Origin of the sequence: Azospirillum brasilense (genome assembly GCF_008365405.1) — a bacterium.
GTDB lineage: Bacteria > Pseudomonadota > Alphaproteobacteria > Azospirillales > Azospirillaceae > Azospirillum > Azospirillum brasilense_D.
This window is the reverse complement of record NZ_QOKV01000031.1, coordinates 37320-53820: the sequence shown is the minus strand read 5'-3', so window position 1 is coordinate 53820 and position 16501 is coordinate 37320. Positions and strand designations below refer to the sequence as shown.

Sequence of the window (16501 nt, the reverse complement as noted above, 5' to 3'; positions counted from 1 at the left end):
CGCCAGAACGACTCGCCCGAGCCCGTCCCCGTCGATCCCATCCTCGCCTCCCGCAGCTGATCGGTACGCGCGGAAGACTACGGACCGGCTGAAACCTGGGCTACGTGGGGAGGCGATGCCGGATACGATGAAGGCGCGTGGTAACGCGGACACGGGATGACCGGCGCCGAGGGCGGACGAAGATGGTGATGCGGTCCGGCTCCGGCAGAACATGCTCGACGCAGAGACCGTCGGGGATCACGGGGAGGAGGCGCTTGGTCACGGTGAACTGAAGTTGTTGCGATGTTCACCTCATGTGCTCATCCCTGGCGTCCGTTATCACCGGCATCACGCAAAGTGCGGGAGAACCGGTCTGCTCGCTACTGCAATCCAGACCATCCACGCAAACTACGCAAGAGCCACCGAACCGGGGCAAGATCAAACCTACCCTCCATCAGAATGGTGTATCACACGCCAGTCACCGAAGCAGGCTCTCAAGCCGACGAAACAAAATCAGCGTGAAAACGAGACAGCACGACCATAGTAATTCAAACGCATAACGTGAAACCAGTGCCAGTTAGTTATGCCAATGCAGCCATGGCTAAAAGGCATCGAGTCCGAGAGAGAGCTGCTATGCTGCTCCCGACAGCCTAAAGCCGGTTTCATCATGCATTCTCACCCTACGGAAACGATGCGCACAGCAACGCTCCCCCCCTGAACGGCGCAAGACAGATATTCGTAGGCAACTTTGCGCTTTCTGCAGAATTCCTGGAATGCTTTGTATTCATGTTCGCGCCACCCCTCGTACCCCCAATATTCGTCAAACACAATGATAGAACCTGTTACGAAACGGTCTCCCGTGTGCTCGAAGATTTCGGCTGTTGAGGAGTAGACGTCGCAATCAATGTGAGCAAAGGCAATAGGGCCGGCATTCTCGGCAAGGAAAGGGCCTAGGGTGTCCTTGAACCAGCCGGCGTGCAGTTGGACATTTGAATGAACCTGAGGAAGGCGCCCGCTTTGGCTCAGATAGCCCGCGGCATTACCGTACCATGTCTCCGGGAGGCCGAGAAAGGAGTCGAAACCGTGTATGATCCGCGGCACGATATGTGAGGCGATGAAGTTGATCGTGCGTCCGGCCAAAACGCCAAATTCGAGATGCAGGCCGTCGAGTTCGACGGCACCAATCGCATAGCGCATGTGGTCCATCCAGTCGTGATACCGGACCGCCGATTGAGCGTGCCACCGCATGTAATCGAAATTCCGTGCCAGCATGTGCGGCACATGGCTGACCAGCGACCGGTCTACCCGCTCCTCGACACGATCAAGCAAGCCGTTCTCAGTCGTCATCACCTCGTGAAAAGTATTTCGGATCAAAGACCGCATCCGGTCATCTTGTCCATTGAAGGGCGAGGCGTTGGGATTGCTGGCGACAATGTCCTCAATGATATGGGACAGCGCCGGCCAAGCGTTGATGACGGAGATGAACCCTAGGGAGGAAAGCTGCGCCTGCACCTCTCCGAACCTTTGTGCGGTGTTGATCACCAGAGCTCGCCCGGCAATCCCCGGCGCCATCCGATCCGGCCGAATCACAGGGAGGAGGCAGAAATCGGAAAGTTCACGATTGTCCAAAAACCCGGCAATCGGCCGGCCCAGGAAGTCCTGAATGATCGTCTTGGCAATCCGGCCACCCAGCCCCGCGCCGAACAACCAGATTTCTCGATCTTCAAAAAGCTCTTGGATGTTCAGCATGCTCTTAGATATGTCCGACCAGTTCTGAAGGTTCACCGACGTCGGCAGAAGATGCTCCCAATCGGAAGTCTCGCCGGTGCGCGGTCAACCATTCTAATCAAATTTCACATCAAAACAATCAAGCTGATTTCCAATTAAGGGCCGGTTTTTAGAACGCGCTGAGCCGGTTGACGAGGATCAAAATGGCCGCCGCGGTGAGCCGCGCGAGGATGATCCGCCTCAACCTGTCCTGTCGGCAATCCAAGCGTTTGTTCGCCAGCAGCCAGGCGCAGCCGTGCTCGACGACGCAGCGGACCTTGCCGAGTTCCGAGCCGTGGGGCTCGCCGATCTTGGGGATGTGCGGCTGGACCCCATCGCGCAAGCAGAGCCAGCGGTTGTCGGCGCTGTCGTATCCCGCGTCCACGTAGAGCCTGCCGATGGCTGCGCAGACGACCTGGGCCAGGCGCAGCAGATCCGAAAGGAGCCGGAGTCATGCACGTTGGCGGGCGACGGGACGACCGCCAGCGGCAGGCCGTCGGTCGAGACGACCACATGGTACTTGGTCCCGGGCTTGCCGCGGTTGGTCGCGTTCGCCCCGGTCAGCTCTCGATCCGGTCGATGATGCCGGCCACCAGTTCTACCGCCTGCGCGCGCATCTCCGCTCCCATGCCAAAGGTACGGAAACCGCCCTGCGCTTACCTGATCACGTTCGGGGCACATAGTTCCCTGCCTTACCCTAACAACCCATTATTGAATGCGCCCTCGACAACCCGGTGTCCGTTGCCTTGACCATCGGGCTCGCGTCGGATATCCGGCACTGGGATGTTTTCATGGGAGACCGGCATGCTGAAGGTGACAAAGGCGACGCTCGAGGGTGTTCTGGTGATCGAGCCACCGACGCGGTTCGAAGATTTTCGTGGGGAATATGTCGAACTCTACAACGAAGCCCTTTATCGGGACGCGGGCATCACGCAGGCATTCGTCCAAGACGACATTTCGGTTTCGACGTGCGGCGTTCTGCGAGGGCTTCACGGCGACGAAGGAACATGGAAGTTGGTGTCCTGCTTGTCGGGGCGTTTCCTGCTGGCTGTCGTCAATTGGGATCCGGCATCGCCGAATTATCGGAAGTGGGAAACTTTTACATTGTCCGACCGCAACCGCAGGCAGGTTCTGATCCCGCCAAAATTCGCCAATGGGCATCTCGTGATGAGCGAGTCCGCGATCTTTCACTACAAGCAGACGACCTTCTACGATCGCGGTTCGCAGTTCACCGTCCGCTGGAACGATCCGGATGTCGGCATCTACTGGCCCGTCAAGGATCCGATTCTGTCGACACGCGACGCTGGTTTCTGACTACAGCCGGGAGAGGTTCCCATCGAACCGCGTTGGGCAATGGAATATAATCGCCGCATCGAGATGGATGCGGCGATCGGTGTGGTGAAACAGAAATGAAGTCCGAAGACATCGAGGCTTGGCGCAAGCGAATTCGGGAAGATACCTTCTCAAATTATCACTACGCCATGGGAATCGGGCTGGAGCGCGAGGGCTCGTTTCCGTCTGCGGTGCAGGCCTATGAACGGGCCGTTGCCATTGACCCGAATCGGGTCGAGGCCACGTATCGTTTGATTTCTCTTTTCGCCCGCCTGGGGCGGTCGGATGAGGCCCGCGTGTTTCAGGAACGGGCGCGCGCCGTTAATCCTAATTTCCCCGCACTGGCCTTGGCGCGCATCGGTCGGGAGCATCTCAATCGCTTGGAAACAGACGAAGCGAAAGCCGCTTTGGACGAAGCTCGGCGTCTCGATCCGGACATCGACATCGCGCGCGACATCATCACACTCACGACAGTGCTCGCAACCAAGGCGTGGCAGGACGGCCGGACGGCCGATGCCCTAGCCTTGGATGCGGAGTTCACCGCACGCTTGGCTCGCCTGACCGCCCTTCCGGAAGACGATGCGTTGGACCTGATCTGGGCAGAAGCGTCACTGGGTTATCTGGCATGGACCCAAGGTGAGCATAAGGCGGCGCTTTCCCATTATCGCCGCCTGCTGCTTCTCCACCCGTCGCGGGCCGTGGCCTATTTCTATCTTGCTGAGGAGCACCAACGCACCGAGCACATCCGCCCGGCCATCACGGCCTACGAGCGCGCCTACACGCTCGACCCCACCATGATCTCGGCTCTTCGCCAATCAGGCTTCCTGCGCATGATCACGCTGGACATTGAGATGTCTGTCCAGCGTCTGCAGGAAGCGGCGCGGATCGAAGCGAGCCAGGGTTGGGCGGAAGCGCAGTTGGGGCTGGCGTTGATCGCCGCCGGGCGGCCGGAGGAGGCCAGAGCTTCGACGGCTGCCGCCCTGCAGGAGCAAAGGAGTTGGGCCGGGCACCACGCCCTCGCTGAGCTGGTGGCCGGCCGGCCGGAGGACGCCGTGCGCATCTGCCGGGAGGCTCTGCCCGGCGATCCGGAATCGGCTTGGCTCCACACCAACCTCGGTTTGGCCCTGGCCGTTCTCGGCCGCGTCGACGAGGCGGCATCGGCCCATCGGCGCGCCATGGCGCTCCAACCGGCCAACGTTTGGCCGATGGTCAATCTGATGCTTGCTTTTCGCCAAAAGGGAGATCGAACGCAAGCGGAGCGGCTGTGCCGTCGCGTTGTCGATCACATGCCTGATCAACTCGCCATCCATCATCGGTTGCGTCCGCGCACGCCTCAGACCGACGCCGATGCCGCCTTTCGCGACCTGGCATCCCGCCCGATCGCGTAAAGGCTGAAATTCCGTTCCAACGGATCGATCTTCGGACGATGCCCAAGAAGGGGCGCGGCGCCTGAATCAGGTGGGCGGGACATCAAATCCCGCTGGTGGTTCACCACGCTGATGGCGGTCCCATATGGCCGCATAGACCGTTTCAAGCTTGCGCATCAGCGGCTCTGCCTCAATCAACGGATTGTCGACGGCCGCTGCGGCCATCTTTGCGCGGATGCGCTGCAATTCCTTTGGATTCTCGTACAAGGCAACTGCTCGATCCACGTATTCGCCCTGATCCCGACACACGAGTTCGTCCAGATCAAGAGCACCCAGCAGAACCTGCCCAAAGCGGGAATAGAGCGCGTCGCCGGACAAGGTAATCCGGGGAACACCCATGCGAATCGCATCGAAACCGGTCAGTGCAGCCGAATTGAAGGGAAAGCTGTCGAGATAGAGGTCAGCAACTCCGATGCGAGCTATGTTTTCGGCCTCCGTACGGACCCAATTCAAAAGGTAGATGCGATCCGGCGCGATGTCGTGATGACGCAGCAGCGCCGAAACTTCCTTAGACGATATTCCGGAAGGCAGAAGCAGAACACTGTTCGGGGCGCGGCGCAGGATCTCCATCCATAGGGCAAGGCAGGCGCGGGTGATCTTCATGGTCTGATGGTAGCCAAGGAACACAAAGGCGCCGTCGGGAATGCCGAGCAGGTGCCGCGGGGTCTTCGCGATGGGATCCAACAATGGCTTGGGCGGGATGTAGCTGCCGGGAAAGCGAATGAACTTTTCCGCGTACCGATCATCGAAACTGCGCGGAAACAAAGCGTCCGTTCCGATTATGTAGTCGATGATGCCCGCTTTGCCCGGACGCCCCAGCCCAAGCCAGGTAACCTGGAGGGGTGCGGGGCGCTGGACGAACAGTTCGGGCACTTCCGTAGCCCACCACCCCACCACGTCCACAAGGACGTCGATGCGATCCTCACGGACGATGCGCGCCATCTCCTCCGCAGACCGGTTGGTCATATTTCTGACCACCCCATCAAACGAGGCTAGCAATGGCGGAACACCGGTCAGGCGCCGGGATTGGGGCAGAGTTCTGGGGGTGAAAAAATAGACGACGATCTCAAACCGCTCACGGTTGTGATAACGCAGGATGTGCTGTTCAGGAGGAAGATCCTGATGAAGGAAATCCGTGATGACATAGCCAATCCGAAGCTTGCGCTCTATGACCTCTGTAGTCGGGCGGAGCCCAGCCTCAAGCGTGGGGGGCGGCAGACGGGATTTGTGTAAATCGACCGCAAATGCACATAGGCGATCATAATATTTATCATCCCCCGCCAGAAAAGAAGTGGTGAGAATATACCGTTGCAGCCGGTCGACGGCATTATCATCACTTTTCATATTATTAATCAGGCGATCGATATGAAAAAACAATCGCTCAAGCCACAGATCCAGTTGCCCGGAATAAGCGCCAATGATCTGGAACGAGTTGGCATATGCGTAATTCAGAAGGTCCTCGTTCGAAAGGAACAGATCGCAAACTTGCTGCGCCGAGTCCAGATCGCCCATTTCGATGAGGTGTCTCGCGACACTCCACATCCAGTGGAAATTTTCTATGTGGTTATGATTATCGCTGGTGGTTATGCCATCGATCCAGCGCTTCATGCTGGCGATCCCAGCGCTCACGTCACCGCACAGAACGGCCAAGTAGCTTTCCATCCAGCGGAGGATTGGCGTTGTCGGCCCGGAGGCGATGAGCCGGGCAATGAGTCCGCGCATCGCTCGGGCGTGGGTGACGGCAAGATCGGCCAACCACTGCAGCCACACAGTCTCAACAATGCCAAGGACGTCGTACGACGAAACCTGTGGGCTTAGGAGGGAGCAGAGCCAAGCGTCGACCTCATCCAGGTTGGTGAGCCGCAACGCGACCACTTCGTCCGTGGCGCGTTCGACATCGCCTTCCGCCAAGCGAAGCATCGCGCGCTCGCAGCCACGCCGGACGCTGTGGTCGTTGTCCATGGCCAAGGTTAGATACGCGAGTGCCAATTCCCTGTCGCCGTCGAGAGCGGCAAGCCGGGCCAGAGCCGCCGCCAGCCGCGCCGATCGGCAGCCGGCCTCCCACACTGCGCCCAGCAACTCGCGGCTGGCGCCGATGGCCGCCCTTTCGTTCTGACGCCAACTCTCCTGAGCCGCCATAGCGCGATCCAACCGCGTCACCGAAGGAAGGACACCGCCATTCAATCGGGCAAGCCGCTCCTGGTAGCGCACCGCCTGTTCCGAATTATGATTAAGAAAGTGCCAATCGGCGAGGCTACGGTTCACTTCCGGCAATGCCGGATCAATGGTCAGGGAATGTCGGAAGCATTTGACCGCGGCATTCCGCTCGTTCATGGACAAATAAGCATTGCCGAGGTTACGGTATGCTTCGGCATGCTCCGGCGTTAGGTGGATGGCACGCCGATAATCCCGAACCGCCTCATCACCGCGCTTGAGCGCGAGTGCGGTGCGCGCCTTGTTGCGCCACGGTTCAGCCAGCCCGGGGGTGACCGAAACGGCATGGCGATAGGCTGTCATCGCCTGCTTTTCCCGGGAAGTCGCATAAAAAAGGCTGGCCAAATTACGCCACGTCGTGGTGCGCAGAGGATCAGCGGCAAGCGCGGCACGCAGATAAGCTTCGCAAGCCGTGTTCCAGCCCAAAACGAACGTCACCGTGCCCATCAGATGCAAGGCATCCGGGTCATCCGGGGCCAGTTCCAGATTGGCAAAGGCCGCTGCGGCTGCCGCGGCGGCCTGGCCCTGTCCAAGCAGGAGAATAGCTAAGGCCCGATGGTTGGCCGCGGACTTGGGAGACTGGATGAGCGTAGTCCTCAACGAGGCGGTGATCGCCAAGTCGACGGACACGGATGGTAACCGGCCCTCCAGAAAGGAGGAGTGCGTCTCAACTGCAGTGAGGATGGCGTCAACATCAATTGCGCCCGAATGCACCCGTGTCGTTTCCATCTTTCGATTCCAAATGTTCTAAGGCTTGGGCAACCCAAGGAAGAGAGCCACGCCGGTTGAGGATAATAGTGCTGGTGCTATCGAACCATCAATAACAGCCTTTAACATTGAAGTAGCGATGGAGCACGCCGCGTCGTTTTTTAGTTCTTTCCATCACAGATGGGCAAAAATGAAAATATTTCCATATACAAAAAATCAAAAACAAACATGAAATGTGAGTAATGATGAATTTGTTATTATTCGTGATGCCGTTGATGGTTTGCTCACCCTTTTGCCACATTCAAGAAGAACTACACATGATGATTCTGGCCCTTCCAACTCATGCCGATTGCAATCTCTGTTCGATCAGTTGCATGCCAAGATATTGAGCATCACAAGGGAGCCTTTAGGAAATCAATGCCCTCCCCGCGCAAAATTACGTTTTTCCCGTCGGACAAAGCCCGCTCCAAAATTTCTGACATCGGCGTTCCGGTCGGGCAACCGGGAAAACCCTGCGCAACATCGTCCATAGCCTGACGGGACAAGCGTTGCAAACGCTCCGGGTTTTCGAGCAGACCAGCCACCGCATCACTCAGTCGGTCGAGAAACGATCGGCTCCCCAATGCTTCGGCGTCCATGAAGACACGGAGATCCTGGGAAAATTCACCGTTTTCGGCGTCCATGGCGACCGCTTCCGGCGGCATGGGAACAAGGACACCGTTTCTGTCATGCCTGATCAGATCAGGGCTACCAAAAGCGTCGGTGATCACCGGCACCGCACCATGACGCATCGCGTTCAGAGCGCTGTTCATGTACAAGGCGGCCGAGGGCGATAGGAAAATGTGGGATTTCTGGAACATTGCCAGATATTCTTCGTAGCTCAACTCCCGGTCTATATGATGCACGTTCGGGTGGTTAAGTGCGACATCCCGCAAGGCTGGGGCGAGCGTGTCCGGCAGGGGCGTGCGCAGGATGAGCCGCAGGTTGGGGAAGCGGTTCGACAGCGCCTCGAACAGCTTCAGCACATAGGCCCCGCCTCGCAGGTAAAACTTTGTCTGCGGATTGATCGCGCTTGCCGTGAACAACAACGTCGGCTGATCAGGGCGCCGAAGGCCGTCCCCACACGCAAGCGAAGTCGTCGCAGACCGAGCTGCGGTCGGCCTGACGTGATCCACCAGGGTGGTCTTGCGTTCGATGACCGGGCTCTTGAAGAACCGGCCGAGCAGCGATTGCGCTTTTTGGTAAGGCGAATAGATCGATACGCAGTGGGACGACTCCAGAAAGGCCCGAACGATCCAGTAGAGCGGGGAGCGGCTGGCTGAAATTCCATGCCGCACATAAGGCTCGAACGGTTGGAACAGGGCCGGAATCAAGTCGAACAGCAGAACATAAGGACGCTGCCCGACCGTCATGGGCAAAGTGGGCAGCAAGTCCACAGCCGCCCCTTGGCCGTCATCGAGCAGCGACAGGGCGCGCTGACCGACATAGCGCGCGGCGGTTGCGTGGTCGACCAGCGGATGGATGGCGGTGAGCGCATCACACACGCGGACACAATGGGCAAAGCCCGAGCTCAGCGCCGCCAACGCCCCTCCCGGAGCCGAAGACGCCAGGCAGAAGGGCAGTTCCTGCGCGGAATGGATGGTGCTCAGCGCGTCCGGATGGTTACCGTCCAACGAGGAGAACGCCGCCCGCCCGACCGGCAGGAGGATGCCTGACGACGGGCCGCCCAACGGCGCAGCGGCAAGCGCGGTTCCGCTGTGACCGGACCGATTGCTCCATGACAGGAAAGCCGGACGCAGGGAGGGGTCGGCCAAAGCCGCTTCCACGCACACCGCCAACGGACGGATGTCCGTCGAATCCATTTCATAGACGTTGCGCGCCGCCACGAACGCGTCGGCGTAACGGCCGCAACGCGCCAGGATCTCGGCCAAGCGGAAATGCTCATCCGCAAATTCCGGGTTGCAGGCCACAGCTTCCCTTGCTGCGCACAAGGCCGCTTCGAAATCCCCGAGGTTCGCCAGGAGCCGCCGCCGCCATCCAGCCACCATCCCCGGTGCGATGGCGCCGGAAGCGCCATCGAGCACCGTCAAAGCGTCGCGGTAACGGACCGACGCGAAAAGACGTTCAAGCACGTCCTGGATGGACGGTTCCGCCACGGTCACGGCCTCCGCATTGGCTCGGCAGGCGGCATTCATCGCGGCCAAGGCGTCATGCCGGTCGCCAGACGACGTGGGAGAAGGTGTCGTTGAACCGCGTGCCGAAGCGCTGCCGATGCACGGATTCGATCACCACACGCCCGGCCTTTTCCAGTTCCTGCAGACGGGTCAGCAGGTTGGACAGGTAGTTGCGTTGCTGGTGATAGCGCAGGGCAAGACGGTCCAGCAGATTCTCCTCGTCGTACAACTCGTTGATGCCTTCCACATGGACGCAGCGCAACGGTTTGTTGGCCAGCAGATAATCGAGGAACGGCCCGTGATTGGTGCCGACCTGCTCCAGCGCGCCGAAGGTCAGAACGGCGGTCCCCTCCGGCAGGCGGATGCCGTGGTCCGGCGCGAAGAAGTCGAAGCGGTGGCCCGACACCTTCCAACCATAATGGCCGGCGATGGCCTCCATGATGTTGACCGACGCTGCCGCCCAATCCAAGCCGACGACGGGCTTCTCGGGGAAGGTCTCGGCGAAGTAGGCGACATGGGAGCCCGGACCACAGCCGAATTCGTAGATGGCGGCGGCATCGGCGAAGAAGCGTTGGGCCAGCCAAGCCCGGTAGGTCTTCGTATAGTTGCGGATGAAATGCGGGGCGCGAGGCCGCGCGTACTGGCCGAACAGCCGCACGACCTCGTTGGGCCGGATGTACTTGGGGACCAGGGCGTCGAGCTGGTGTCCGCCGGCCAGGAACTCCGTCAGGTTCTCGCTCCAGCCGGCTTCCCAGTCGGGCTTGCGGCCCTGGCCGGCCACCGAGACGGCGTTCGGCTCCAGCCGTTTGACCGCTTCCAAGAGCATGGCGTCGCGCTCGGCCCCGGCGAGTTCGGTGTACCGGAAGTCGAATGCGTCGAGGAAGGGCGCGCACCAGCGGCTGACTTCGTCCGGGCTGCCGCCAAACAGCTCGGCCAGTTCCGCGACCCCAAGGTTTTTGTCGATGTCCGCCCCGATGTTCATCGTCAAGCCCGCCGTTATTCGATCACTGCGTAAGACATGGTTGAGCCGTAGGGCAGGCGACGGATGCGCAGGTTTTTTAGGCCCACCTCTTCCAGCACCGCCACGGTCTCGCCCGGCCACACCTCGTGGTTCAGCTCGTCGAAGGCGATGATGGCCCCCTTCGGCATGCGCGGCAGGAAATGACGCAGCGCGGCGACCGTGGGCTCGTACACGTCGAAATCGAGCCACAGCAGGCTCACCACCAGATGGGGATTTTCCTCAATGAAGGCCGGGATGGTCTTGCAGGCGTCGCCACGCACCAGGCGGACCTTGCGAATGTGCTTCAAGACGCGGTTCTGGTCGAACAGCCCGATGGCACGCTCCAAATCGGCCTGCGCGTCCACGCCAAGGCCGCCGGTCTTCAGTTGCGCCGCCGTTCCGGTGCGGTCCTTCTCGCTGACGTTCACGAAGCCTTCGAAGGTATCGAAGCCGATGACGTTGCGCAGGTGGTTGAACGGTTCGAAAATTTCACTGAACTGCGCCCAGCCCATCAGCCCGCCGCCGAACAACACGCCGCATTCGACGATGGAGCCGTGCACGTCCAGCACTTGCTTGAACAGCTCGTAGCGCGACACGAAGCGGCGCAGATCCTGCGTCGGAACGTATTTCGGGAAGTTCTGGAGCTTCTCGACGTTCGTACCGATGCCTTCGGCGAAGTAGTGCTCAATGCCGATACGGAAGTCCACCTCGCCGGATGTCGTGCGCGAGGGTTCATGGAAGCGGTTTGGATCGCGCGGGCCGTGATCGTTGCGGTCGGACGAGCTCACTGCTGCTTTCCCCTCTGTTTGGCGGAACGGTCATAGAAGGTGTTGGACGCGTAGATGGAGCGGATGTCCGTCAGCTCCTCCGCAGTCAGAGGCGGTCGTTCGGCGGCCATGACGTTCTCGTCGACCTCGGCCGCGGTCATCATGCCCGGAATGACCGTGGAGACCGCGTCGTCCGCCAAGCAGAACTGCAGGGCAAGCTGCGTGGCGGTGCGCTGCCCGGCGGCGTCGTAGAGATGGGCGAAGAGGCCGGGCGCCTCGGCCCAGCGCGACAGTTGGTCGGCGGGCCAGTTGGCGCGATGGTCGCGCCCGGTGAACCGGTGGTCGCCCGCCAGCTTGCCCGTCAGATAGCCGAAGCACAGAGGGGTGCGGGCGATGATGCCGGTCCCCCGCGCGCGGGCCAGGGCGAACAGGCCGTCGTCCTGCGCCCGTTGGTCGATCATGTTGTAGTTGACCTGGACCGCGGGAAAATCGAACTCTTCCACGCCAGCCTTGGCATCGGCGGGAGAGCGGGCGGACAGCCCCCACGCGCGGATTTTGCCCTGCGCCTGGAATTCCTTCAACGTCGCGATGATCTCCGGATCGTCGCGCAGCAGGCCCAGTTCCGGGCTGTGCAGGAGGTAAAGGTCGACATACCGGGTGCGCAGCCGGTCCAGGCTCGCCTCCAGCCCTTCGCGCAGATGCGCGACCGAAAAGTCCTGCGGCATGGCAAAGCCGGTGTGCGGCAAGAGGCCCACCTTCGTGCCGATGACGATGCGGGCGCGGACATCTTCCAGCGCGGCCCCCAGCACCGTCTCGCTGTGCCCAGCGCCGTAGAGGTCGGAGGTATCGTAGAAGGTGATGCCGCGGTCGAAGGCGGCGCGCAGCGCCGCGCGCGACACGTCGTCGTCTGCTGGGCCATAGGAGTCGCCGCCAAGCCCCCAGGTGCCGAAGCCGATTTCCGACACCGTGAGGCCGGTGCGCCCGAGAGGACGATAGCGCATGGCCGTCAGCCCTTGCTCTTGCCGTACAGCCGGATCCGGCTGCGGTCGGTTTCATAAGCCTGGGCGAACCAGCGGATGGTGCGCTCCAGCCCCTCGCGGAAGGGCGTGTACTTGAAATTTGACAGCGCCACGAAGCGCTCGTTGTCGTTGTTCTTACGGAAGACGCCGTTCGGCTTGCTCGTGTCGAAGGCGATGCGGTCGCGGTCCACGCCCATGATGTCGGCGATCATGAAGGCAATGTCGCGGATGCTGTGCTCTTCGGTGGTGCCCGTGTTGATGACTTGCGCATCATCGTAATTGTGAAGCGCCCAGAGGAAGGCGCGGGCGACGTCGTGGGAGTAGGTGTACTCACGCAACGGCGTGCCGTCGCCCCAGATAACGATGGGGTCGTCGGTGTGCCGGTTTTCGTAAAAGCGGCGGATCAGCGCCGGCAGCATCGGCGCGTCTTCGTAATTGAAGTTGTCGTTCTCGCCGAAGATGCCGTTCGGAATCACGCCGACGACGCTCATCCCGTATTCCTCGCGGTAGCCGCGGATGGCGGGTTCGATCAGGCGCTTGGCAAAGGACGAGCCATAGTTCGACCCGTGCGGCGCGCCATCGTGGATCGACTCCTCGCGCAAGGGAAGCGGCGCGTTCGGCGGGTACATGCCGGTGGTCAGGGTCATCAGGGTCTTGGCGATGCCCAGCTTGCGCGCGGCCTCCAGGATGGAGAAGGTCATCAGCACGTTGTCGCGCAACATGCTGCCCTGGTGCTTCAGGCTGAGGCCGATGCCGCCGCTGACCGCCGCCAGATGCAGAATCGCGTCCGCCCCGGAACGCTCAACGAAGCGCAGGGTCGCCTCGGCGTCGGTCAGGTCGCAATCACGCGAGGTTAGAAAAAGGAATTCACTGTTGGGATATTCACCGTGCACAGCCCGCACGGCGGAACCGGCAACCGCCGAGCTGCCGGTCACCAGAATTTTCTTGAACATGCCACCAAACCCCTTGCTTGAATACTGCAGAATGTCCGCCGCGGCCCGTCAGCGGCCGGCCGGCGCGGGCAAGCGGGTAAACCAGCGCGCCAAGGCTTCCGCGATGCCGTCCACGTCGAGCCCGCGCTCGACGTGCAGGGTGTCGCGCTCCCCATAGGCATACAGCAACTCGTCCGGAATGGCGAAGCGCTTCAAAGGCTTCAGCACACCGGCATCGGCCATCGCTTCGGCCACCACGCTGCCGACGCCGCCGTGCATCGTGTGCTCCTCGATGGTCGCTACAGCCTTGGCGCCAGCCAACGCCTCGCGGAACCGTTCCAAATCCAAAGGCTTCAGTCGGTAGAGGTCAAGGACGCGCGCGGACATTCCCTGCTGGGCCAGCGTGTCGGCGACCTGAAGGGCGCGATGCACCATGATTCCGGTGGCCACCAGCACCACGTCCTGCCCGTGGCGCGGAACGCGCAGGCCGGCGGACAGGTCATCCCGTCCCGTTTCGTCCAGGAGGGGCCATTTGCCGCGGTCCAGCCGGATGTAGCGCGGTCCCGACGTGTACGGCACTTGGGTGGCCAATGCGCCGGCCATGGCGGGCTCCGACGGCGACAGCACCTCCATATGGGCAAGGCTGCGCATCACCGCGATATCCTCGGTCGCGTGATGGGTCGGCCCGTCCGTGCTGTAGGCGTAGCCGGCGCCCACCGCCAGGATGGTCACCGGCTGCTTCATGGAGCAGATGTCAACCTTGGTCTGCTCCAGCGCGCGCAACGTGGCGAACGTCGCGATCGAGTAGACCACGACCTTTTTGCCGCGCATGGCCATGCCGGCGGCCGTGGACATCATGTTCTGTTCGGAAATCGCCGCGTTCACGAACTGGCCGGGCAGATCCGCCCGGAAGCGATCGAGGCTGGGAGCGCCGAAATCGTTCGACAGCACGACCACGTCGCGGTTGTCGCGCGCCACGTCGTACAGCGTGCCGAAGAAGGCGTCGCGCATATCGGTCTTGGACACGGTGGTCATGCGTCTTGCTCCAGCAACTCGGCGCGCGCCTGCTCAATGATGTCGGACGTCACTGGCCGGACGTGCCAGATCGGATCGTTTTCAAACAAGGAAACGCCTTTGCCCTTGACCGTTTTGGCGATCACGGCGAGCGGCCGGTCCGAAACCCGCGGGCGGGACTGCGGCAAAGCCTCCAGCAAGGAGGCGAAGTCGTGGCCGTCCTCCACGGTGACGACATCCCAGCCGAAGCTGCGCCATTTGTCGGCAAAGGGCTCAAGGGCGATGTAGTTCTCGGTATAGTCGAGCGAGCCGATGCCGTTGCGGTCGATGATGGCCACCAGCTGCCCCAACTTGTGCTGGGCCGCGAACATGGCGGCCTCCCACACGGAGCCTTCGGAGCATTCGGCATCGCCGAGCAGAACGACGTGGAGGTTCGGCAGCCCGTCCATCTTGGCCGCCAACGCCATGCCGCAGCCGATGCCGAGCCCGTGCCCGAGCGCCCCCGCCGTCGCCTCGATGCCGGGAATCTTGTGGTCGACATGGCCCCCGAGCCGGCACGAGCCGGCGCGGTAGGCGGTCCGCGTCCATTCCTCCGGGAAGAAACCAAGATCAGCCAGCAGCGCGTACATAATCGTTTCCCCATGCCCCTTGCTCAGGATGAAACGGTCGCGGTCGGCCCAGTTAGGGTTCTTGGAATCTACTCTCAGCACTCCACCATAATACAAGGCAACTAAAATTTCTGCGCAGGAATAACATGTGGAAATATGACCGCCATGAGCGTAACACATTTCCAGGACCTTGCGACGAAGATGCTTGACCTTATTCTGAAGGTCATCGATATTATTTGTCATGCTTTGCATTCCGGCGCAGACTTAGGGGCGGCGTTTGGTGAGGGAGGATTGTCACTGCAAAGTTAACCATAGGTTACCATTGCGCGGCAATCTTAAGCGGCCGGCTTCAAGACATGCAATTCCTAAGCCAGTTTATAGGTGGCGCAACGATTGCATCAACCGCGGGTGACTTGAAACGGTGGCGCTCGGCAGAAGGCGACGCGAATGGACAAGACCCCGCTTCGTCCGATCGGCCAGGTTCCAGGAGAAAAACGATGATTATCGCCCGCACCCCTTTTCGGATTTCTTTCTTCGGTGGGGGCACTGATTACCCGTCTTGGTTCAGGGAGCATGGCGGCGCCGTCCTGGCAACGTCTATCGATAAATATTGTTACCTGTCTTGCCGTTATCTTCCGCCGTTCTTTGACCAAAAGTACCGCATCGTTTATTCCCGCATCGAACTGACCAAGTGCATCGACGAGATCGAGCATCCCTCGGTGCGCTCCTGCCTGCGCTACATGGGCATCACGGATGGTATCGAACTGGTCCACAACGCGGATTTGCCGGCAAGGACGGGGCTCGGGTCAAGCTCGTCCTTCACCGTCGGGCTTCTGCACGCCCTGCGCGCCCTGAAAGGGCAGATGTCCGACCAACGCAGCCTGGCGGAACTGGCCATTCATCTGGAACAGAATGTCATCAAGGAAAACGTAGGGTCGCAGGACCAGATCCTGGCCGCCTTCGGCGGGCTGAAGCATGTGACCTTCTCCGCCGACAACTTCACCGTTCGCCCCGTTCCCCTCACGCTCGCGCGCAGGAACGAATTCGAGAAACACCTGATGCTGTTCTATACGGGGATTTCCCGGACGGCTTCGGAGATTGCGGCCCACCAAATCCAGAACATCCCCAACCGGCAGGGAGAGCTGCTGGCCATGCGCCAGATGGTCGACGACGCGCTCGGCATCCTGGTCGGAAACGGAAGCATCGAGGACATCGGATGCCTGCTGCACGAGTCCTGGACGCTGAAACGCTCCCTGTCCTCGCACATTTCAACCAGCTTCATCGACGAGCTGTACGAGCGGGCGCGGAAGAATGGCGCGCTGGGCGGCAAACTCCTGGGTGCCGGGGGCGGTGGCTTCTTCCTGGTCTTCGCGCCGCCCGAGGCTCAGCCCCGGATCCGGGCCGCGCTTGCCGGCCTGCAGCATGTGCCTTTCCGCTTTGAGGAAAGTGGCGCGCAGCTGATCTTCTACAGCCCGTCGGAAGCGCTGCCGACCCCCGCACTGACGCCAGCTTGGTCCCGCGAACCCGTTGAAGCCACCTGATCGGCCGACCGTCATAAAC

Annotated in this window: 13 protein-coding genes and 1 pseudogene; 3 read left to right on the top strand and 11 right to left on the bottom strand. The window is 61.0% G+C overall.

The genetic code is table 11. From position 1 onward, the window contains the following. Positions 1-654: 654 nt before the first annotated feature. From DS837_RS28875 to DS837_RS33380, 3 genes and pseudogenes are all read right to left on the bottom strand, one after another. Positions 655-1728, bottom strand: a complete 1074-nt coding sequence (locus DS837_RS28875) for a TylF/MycF/NovP-related O-methyltransferase (RefSeq protein ID WP_149167890.1) — start codon at positions 1726-1728, stop codon at positions 655-657. 148 nt (positions 1729-1876) lie between these two features. Continuing rightward, entirely contained in the window at positions 1877-2131 is a 255-nt protein-coding gene (locus DS837_RS28870) for a hypothetical protein (RefSeq protein WP_149167889.1), read from the bottom strand. A gap of 55 nt (positions 2132-2186) precedes the next feature. Continuing rightward, positions 2187-2313: pseudogene (locus tag DS837_RS33380) on the bottom strand (transposase); the annotation flags it as partial. Between the two features lie 237 nt (positions 2314-2550). On the opposite strand from DS837_RS33380, the gene DS837_RS28865 reads away from it, so the two are divergent. Beyond that, positions 2551-3060, top strand: a complete 510-nt coding sequence (locus DS837_RS28865) for a dTDP-4-dehydrorhamnose 3,5-epimerase family protein (protein ID WP_170296031.1) — start codon at positions 2551-2553, stop codon at positions 3058-3060. 95 nt (positions 3061-3155) lie between these two features. Then, complete coding sequence (locus DS837_RS28860; protein WP_149167888.1) at positions 3156-4466, top strand: tetratricopeptide repeat protein; 1311 nt, start codon at positions 3156-3158, stop codon at positions 4464-4466. A gap of 66 nt (positions 4467-4532) precedes the next feature. Here the strand turns inward: DS837_RS28860 and DS837_RS28855 are convergent, their stop codons facing one another. The 8 genes from DS837_RS28855 to DS837_RS28820 form a co-directional block, all read right to left on the bottom strand. After that, on the bottom strand, positions 4533-7448 hold the full coding sequence (locus DS837_RS28855; RefSeq protein ID WP_149167887.1) for a tetratricopeptide repeat protein: 2916 nt from the start codon (positions 7446-7448) through the stop codon (positions 4533-4535). A gap of 371 nt (positions 7449-7819) precedes the next feature. Beyond that, on the bottom strand, positions 7820-9622 hold the full coding sequence (locus DS837_RS28850; RefSeq protein ID WP_345772131.1) for a glycosyltransferase: 1803 nt from the start codon (positions 9620-9622) through the stop codon (positions 7820-7822). 13 nt (positions 9623-9635) lie between these two features. Continuing rightward, positions 9636-10589 (bottom strand): class I SAM-dependent methyltransferase, encoded by a 954-nt coding sequence (locus DS837_RS28845; protein WP_170296030.1) that lies wholly within the window; start codon positions 10587-10589, stop codon positions 9636-9638. An 8-nt stretch (positions 10590-10597) separates the two neighbouring features. After that, on the bottom strand, positions 10598-11389 hold the full coding sequence (locus DS837_RS28840) for a TylF/MycF/NovP-related O-methyltransferase (RefSeq protein ID WP_149167884.1): 792 nt from the start codon (positions 11387-11389) through the stop codon (positions 10598-10600). After that, a complete protein-coding gene (locus tag DS837_RS28835) occupies positions 11386-12369 on the bottom strand; it encodes an aldo/keto reductase (protein ID WP_247890185.1) in 984 nt (327 codons plus the stop codon). Before DS837_RS28835 ends, DS837_RS28840 begins: the two co-directional genes overlap by 4 nt. Before the next feature lie 5 nt (positions 12370-12374). Further along, complete coding sequence (locus tag DS837_RS28830) at positions 12375-13340, bottom strand: NAD-dependent epimerase/dehydratase family protein (RefSeq protein ID WP_149167882.1); 966 nt, start codon at positions 13338-13340, stop codon at positions 12375-12377. A gap of 48 nt (positions 13341-13388) precedes the next feature. After that, complete coding sequence (locus tag DS837_RS28825; protein ID WP_247890184.1) at positions 13389-14354, bottom strand: transketolase family protein; 966 nt, start codon at positions 14352-14354, stop codon at positions 13389-13391. Continuing rightward, complete coding sequence (locus DS837_RS28820; RefSeq protein WP_247890187.1) at positions 14351-15121, bottom strand: transketolase; 771 nt, start codon at positions 15119-15121, stop codon at positions 14351-14353. The genes DS837_RS28825 and DS837_RS28820 overlap by 4 nt, the downstream gene beginning before the upstream one ends. Before the next feature lie 317 nt (positions 15122-15438). Between DS837_RS28820 and DS837_RS28815 the strand changes: the two genes are divergently transcribed. Beyond that, positions 15439-16482 carry a GHMP family kinase ATP-binding protein gene (locus DS837_RS28815; protein WP_149167880.1) on the top strand — a complete coding sequence of 348 codons (1044 nt, stop codon included), beginning with the start codon at positions 15439-15441 and terminating at the stop codon, positions 16480-16482. Positions 16483-16501: the final 19 nt, after the last annotated feature.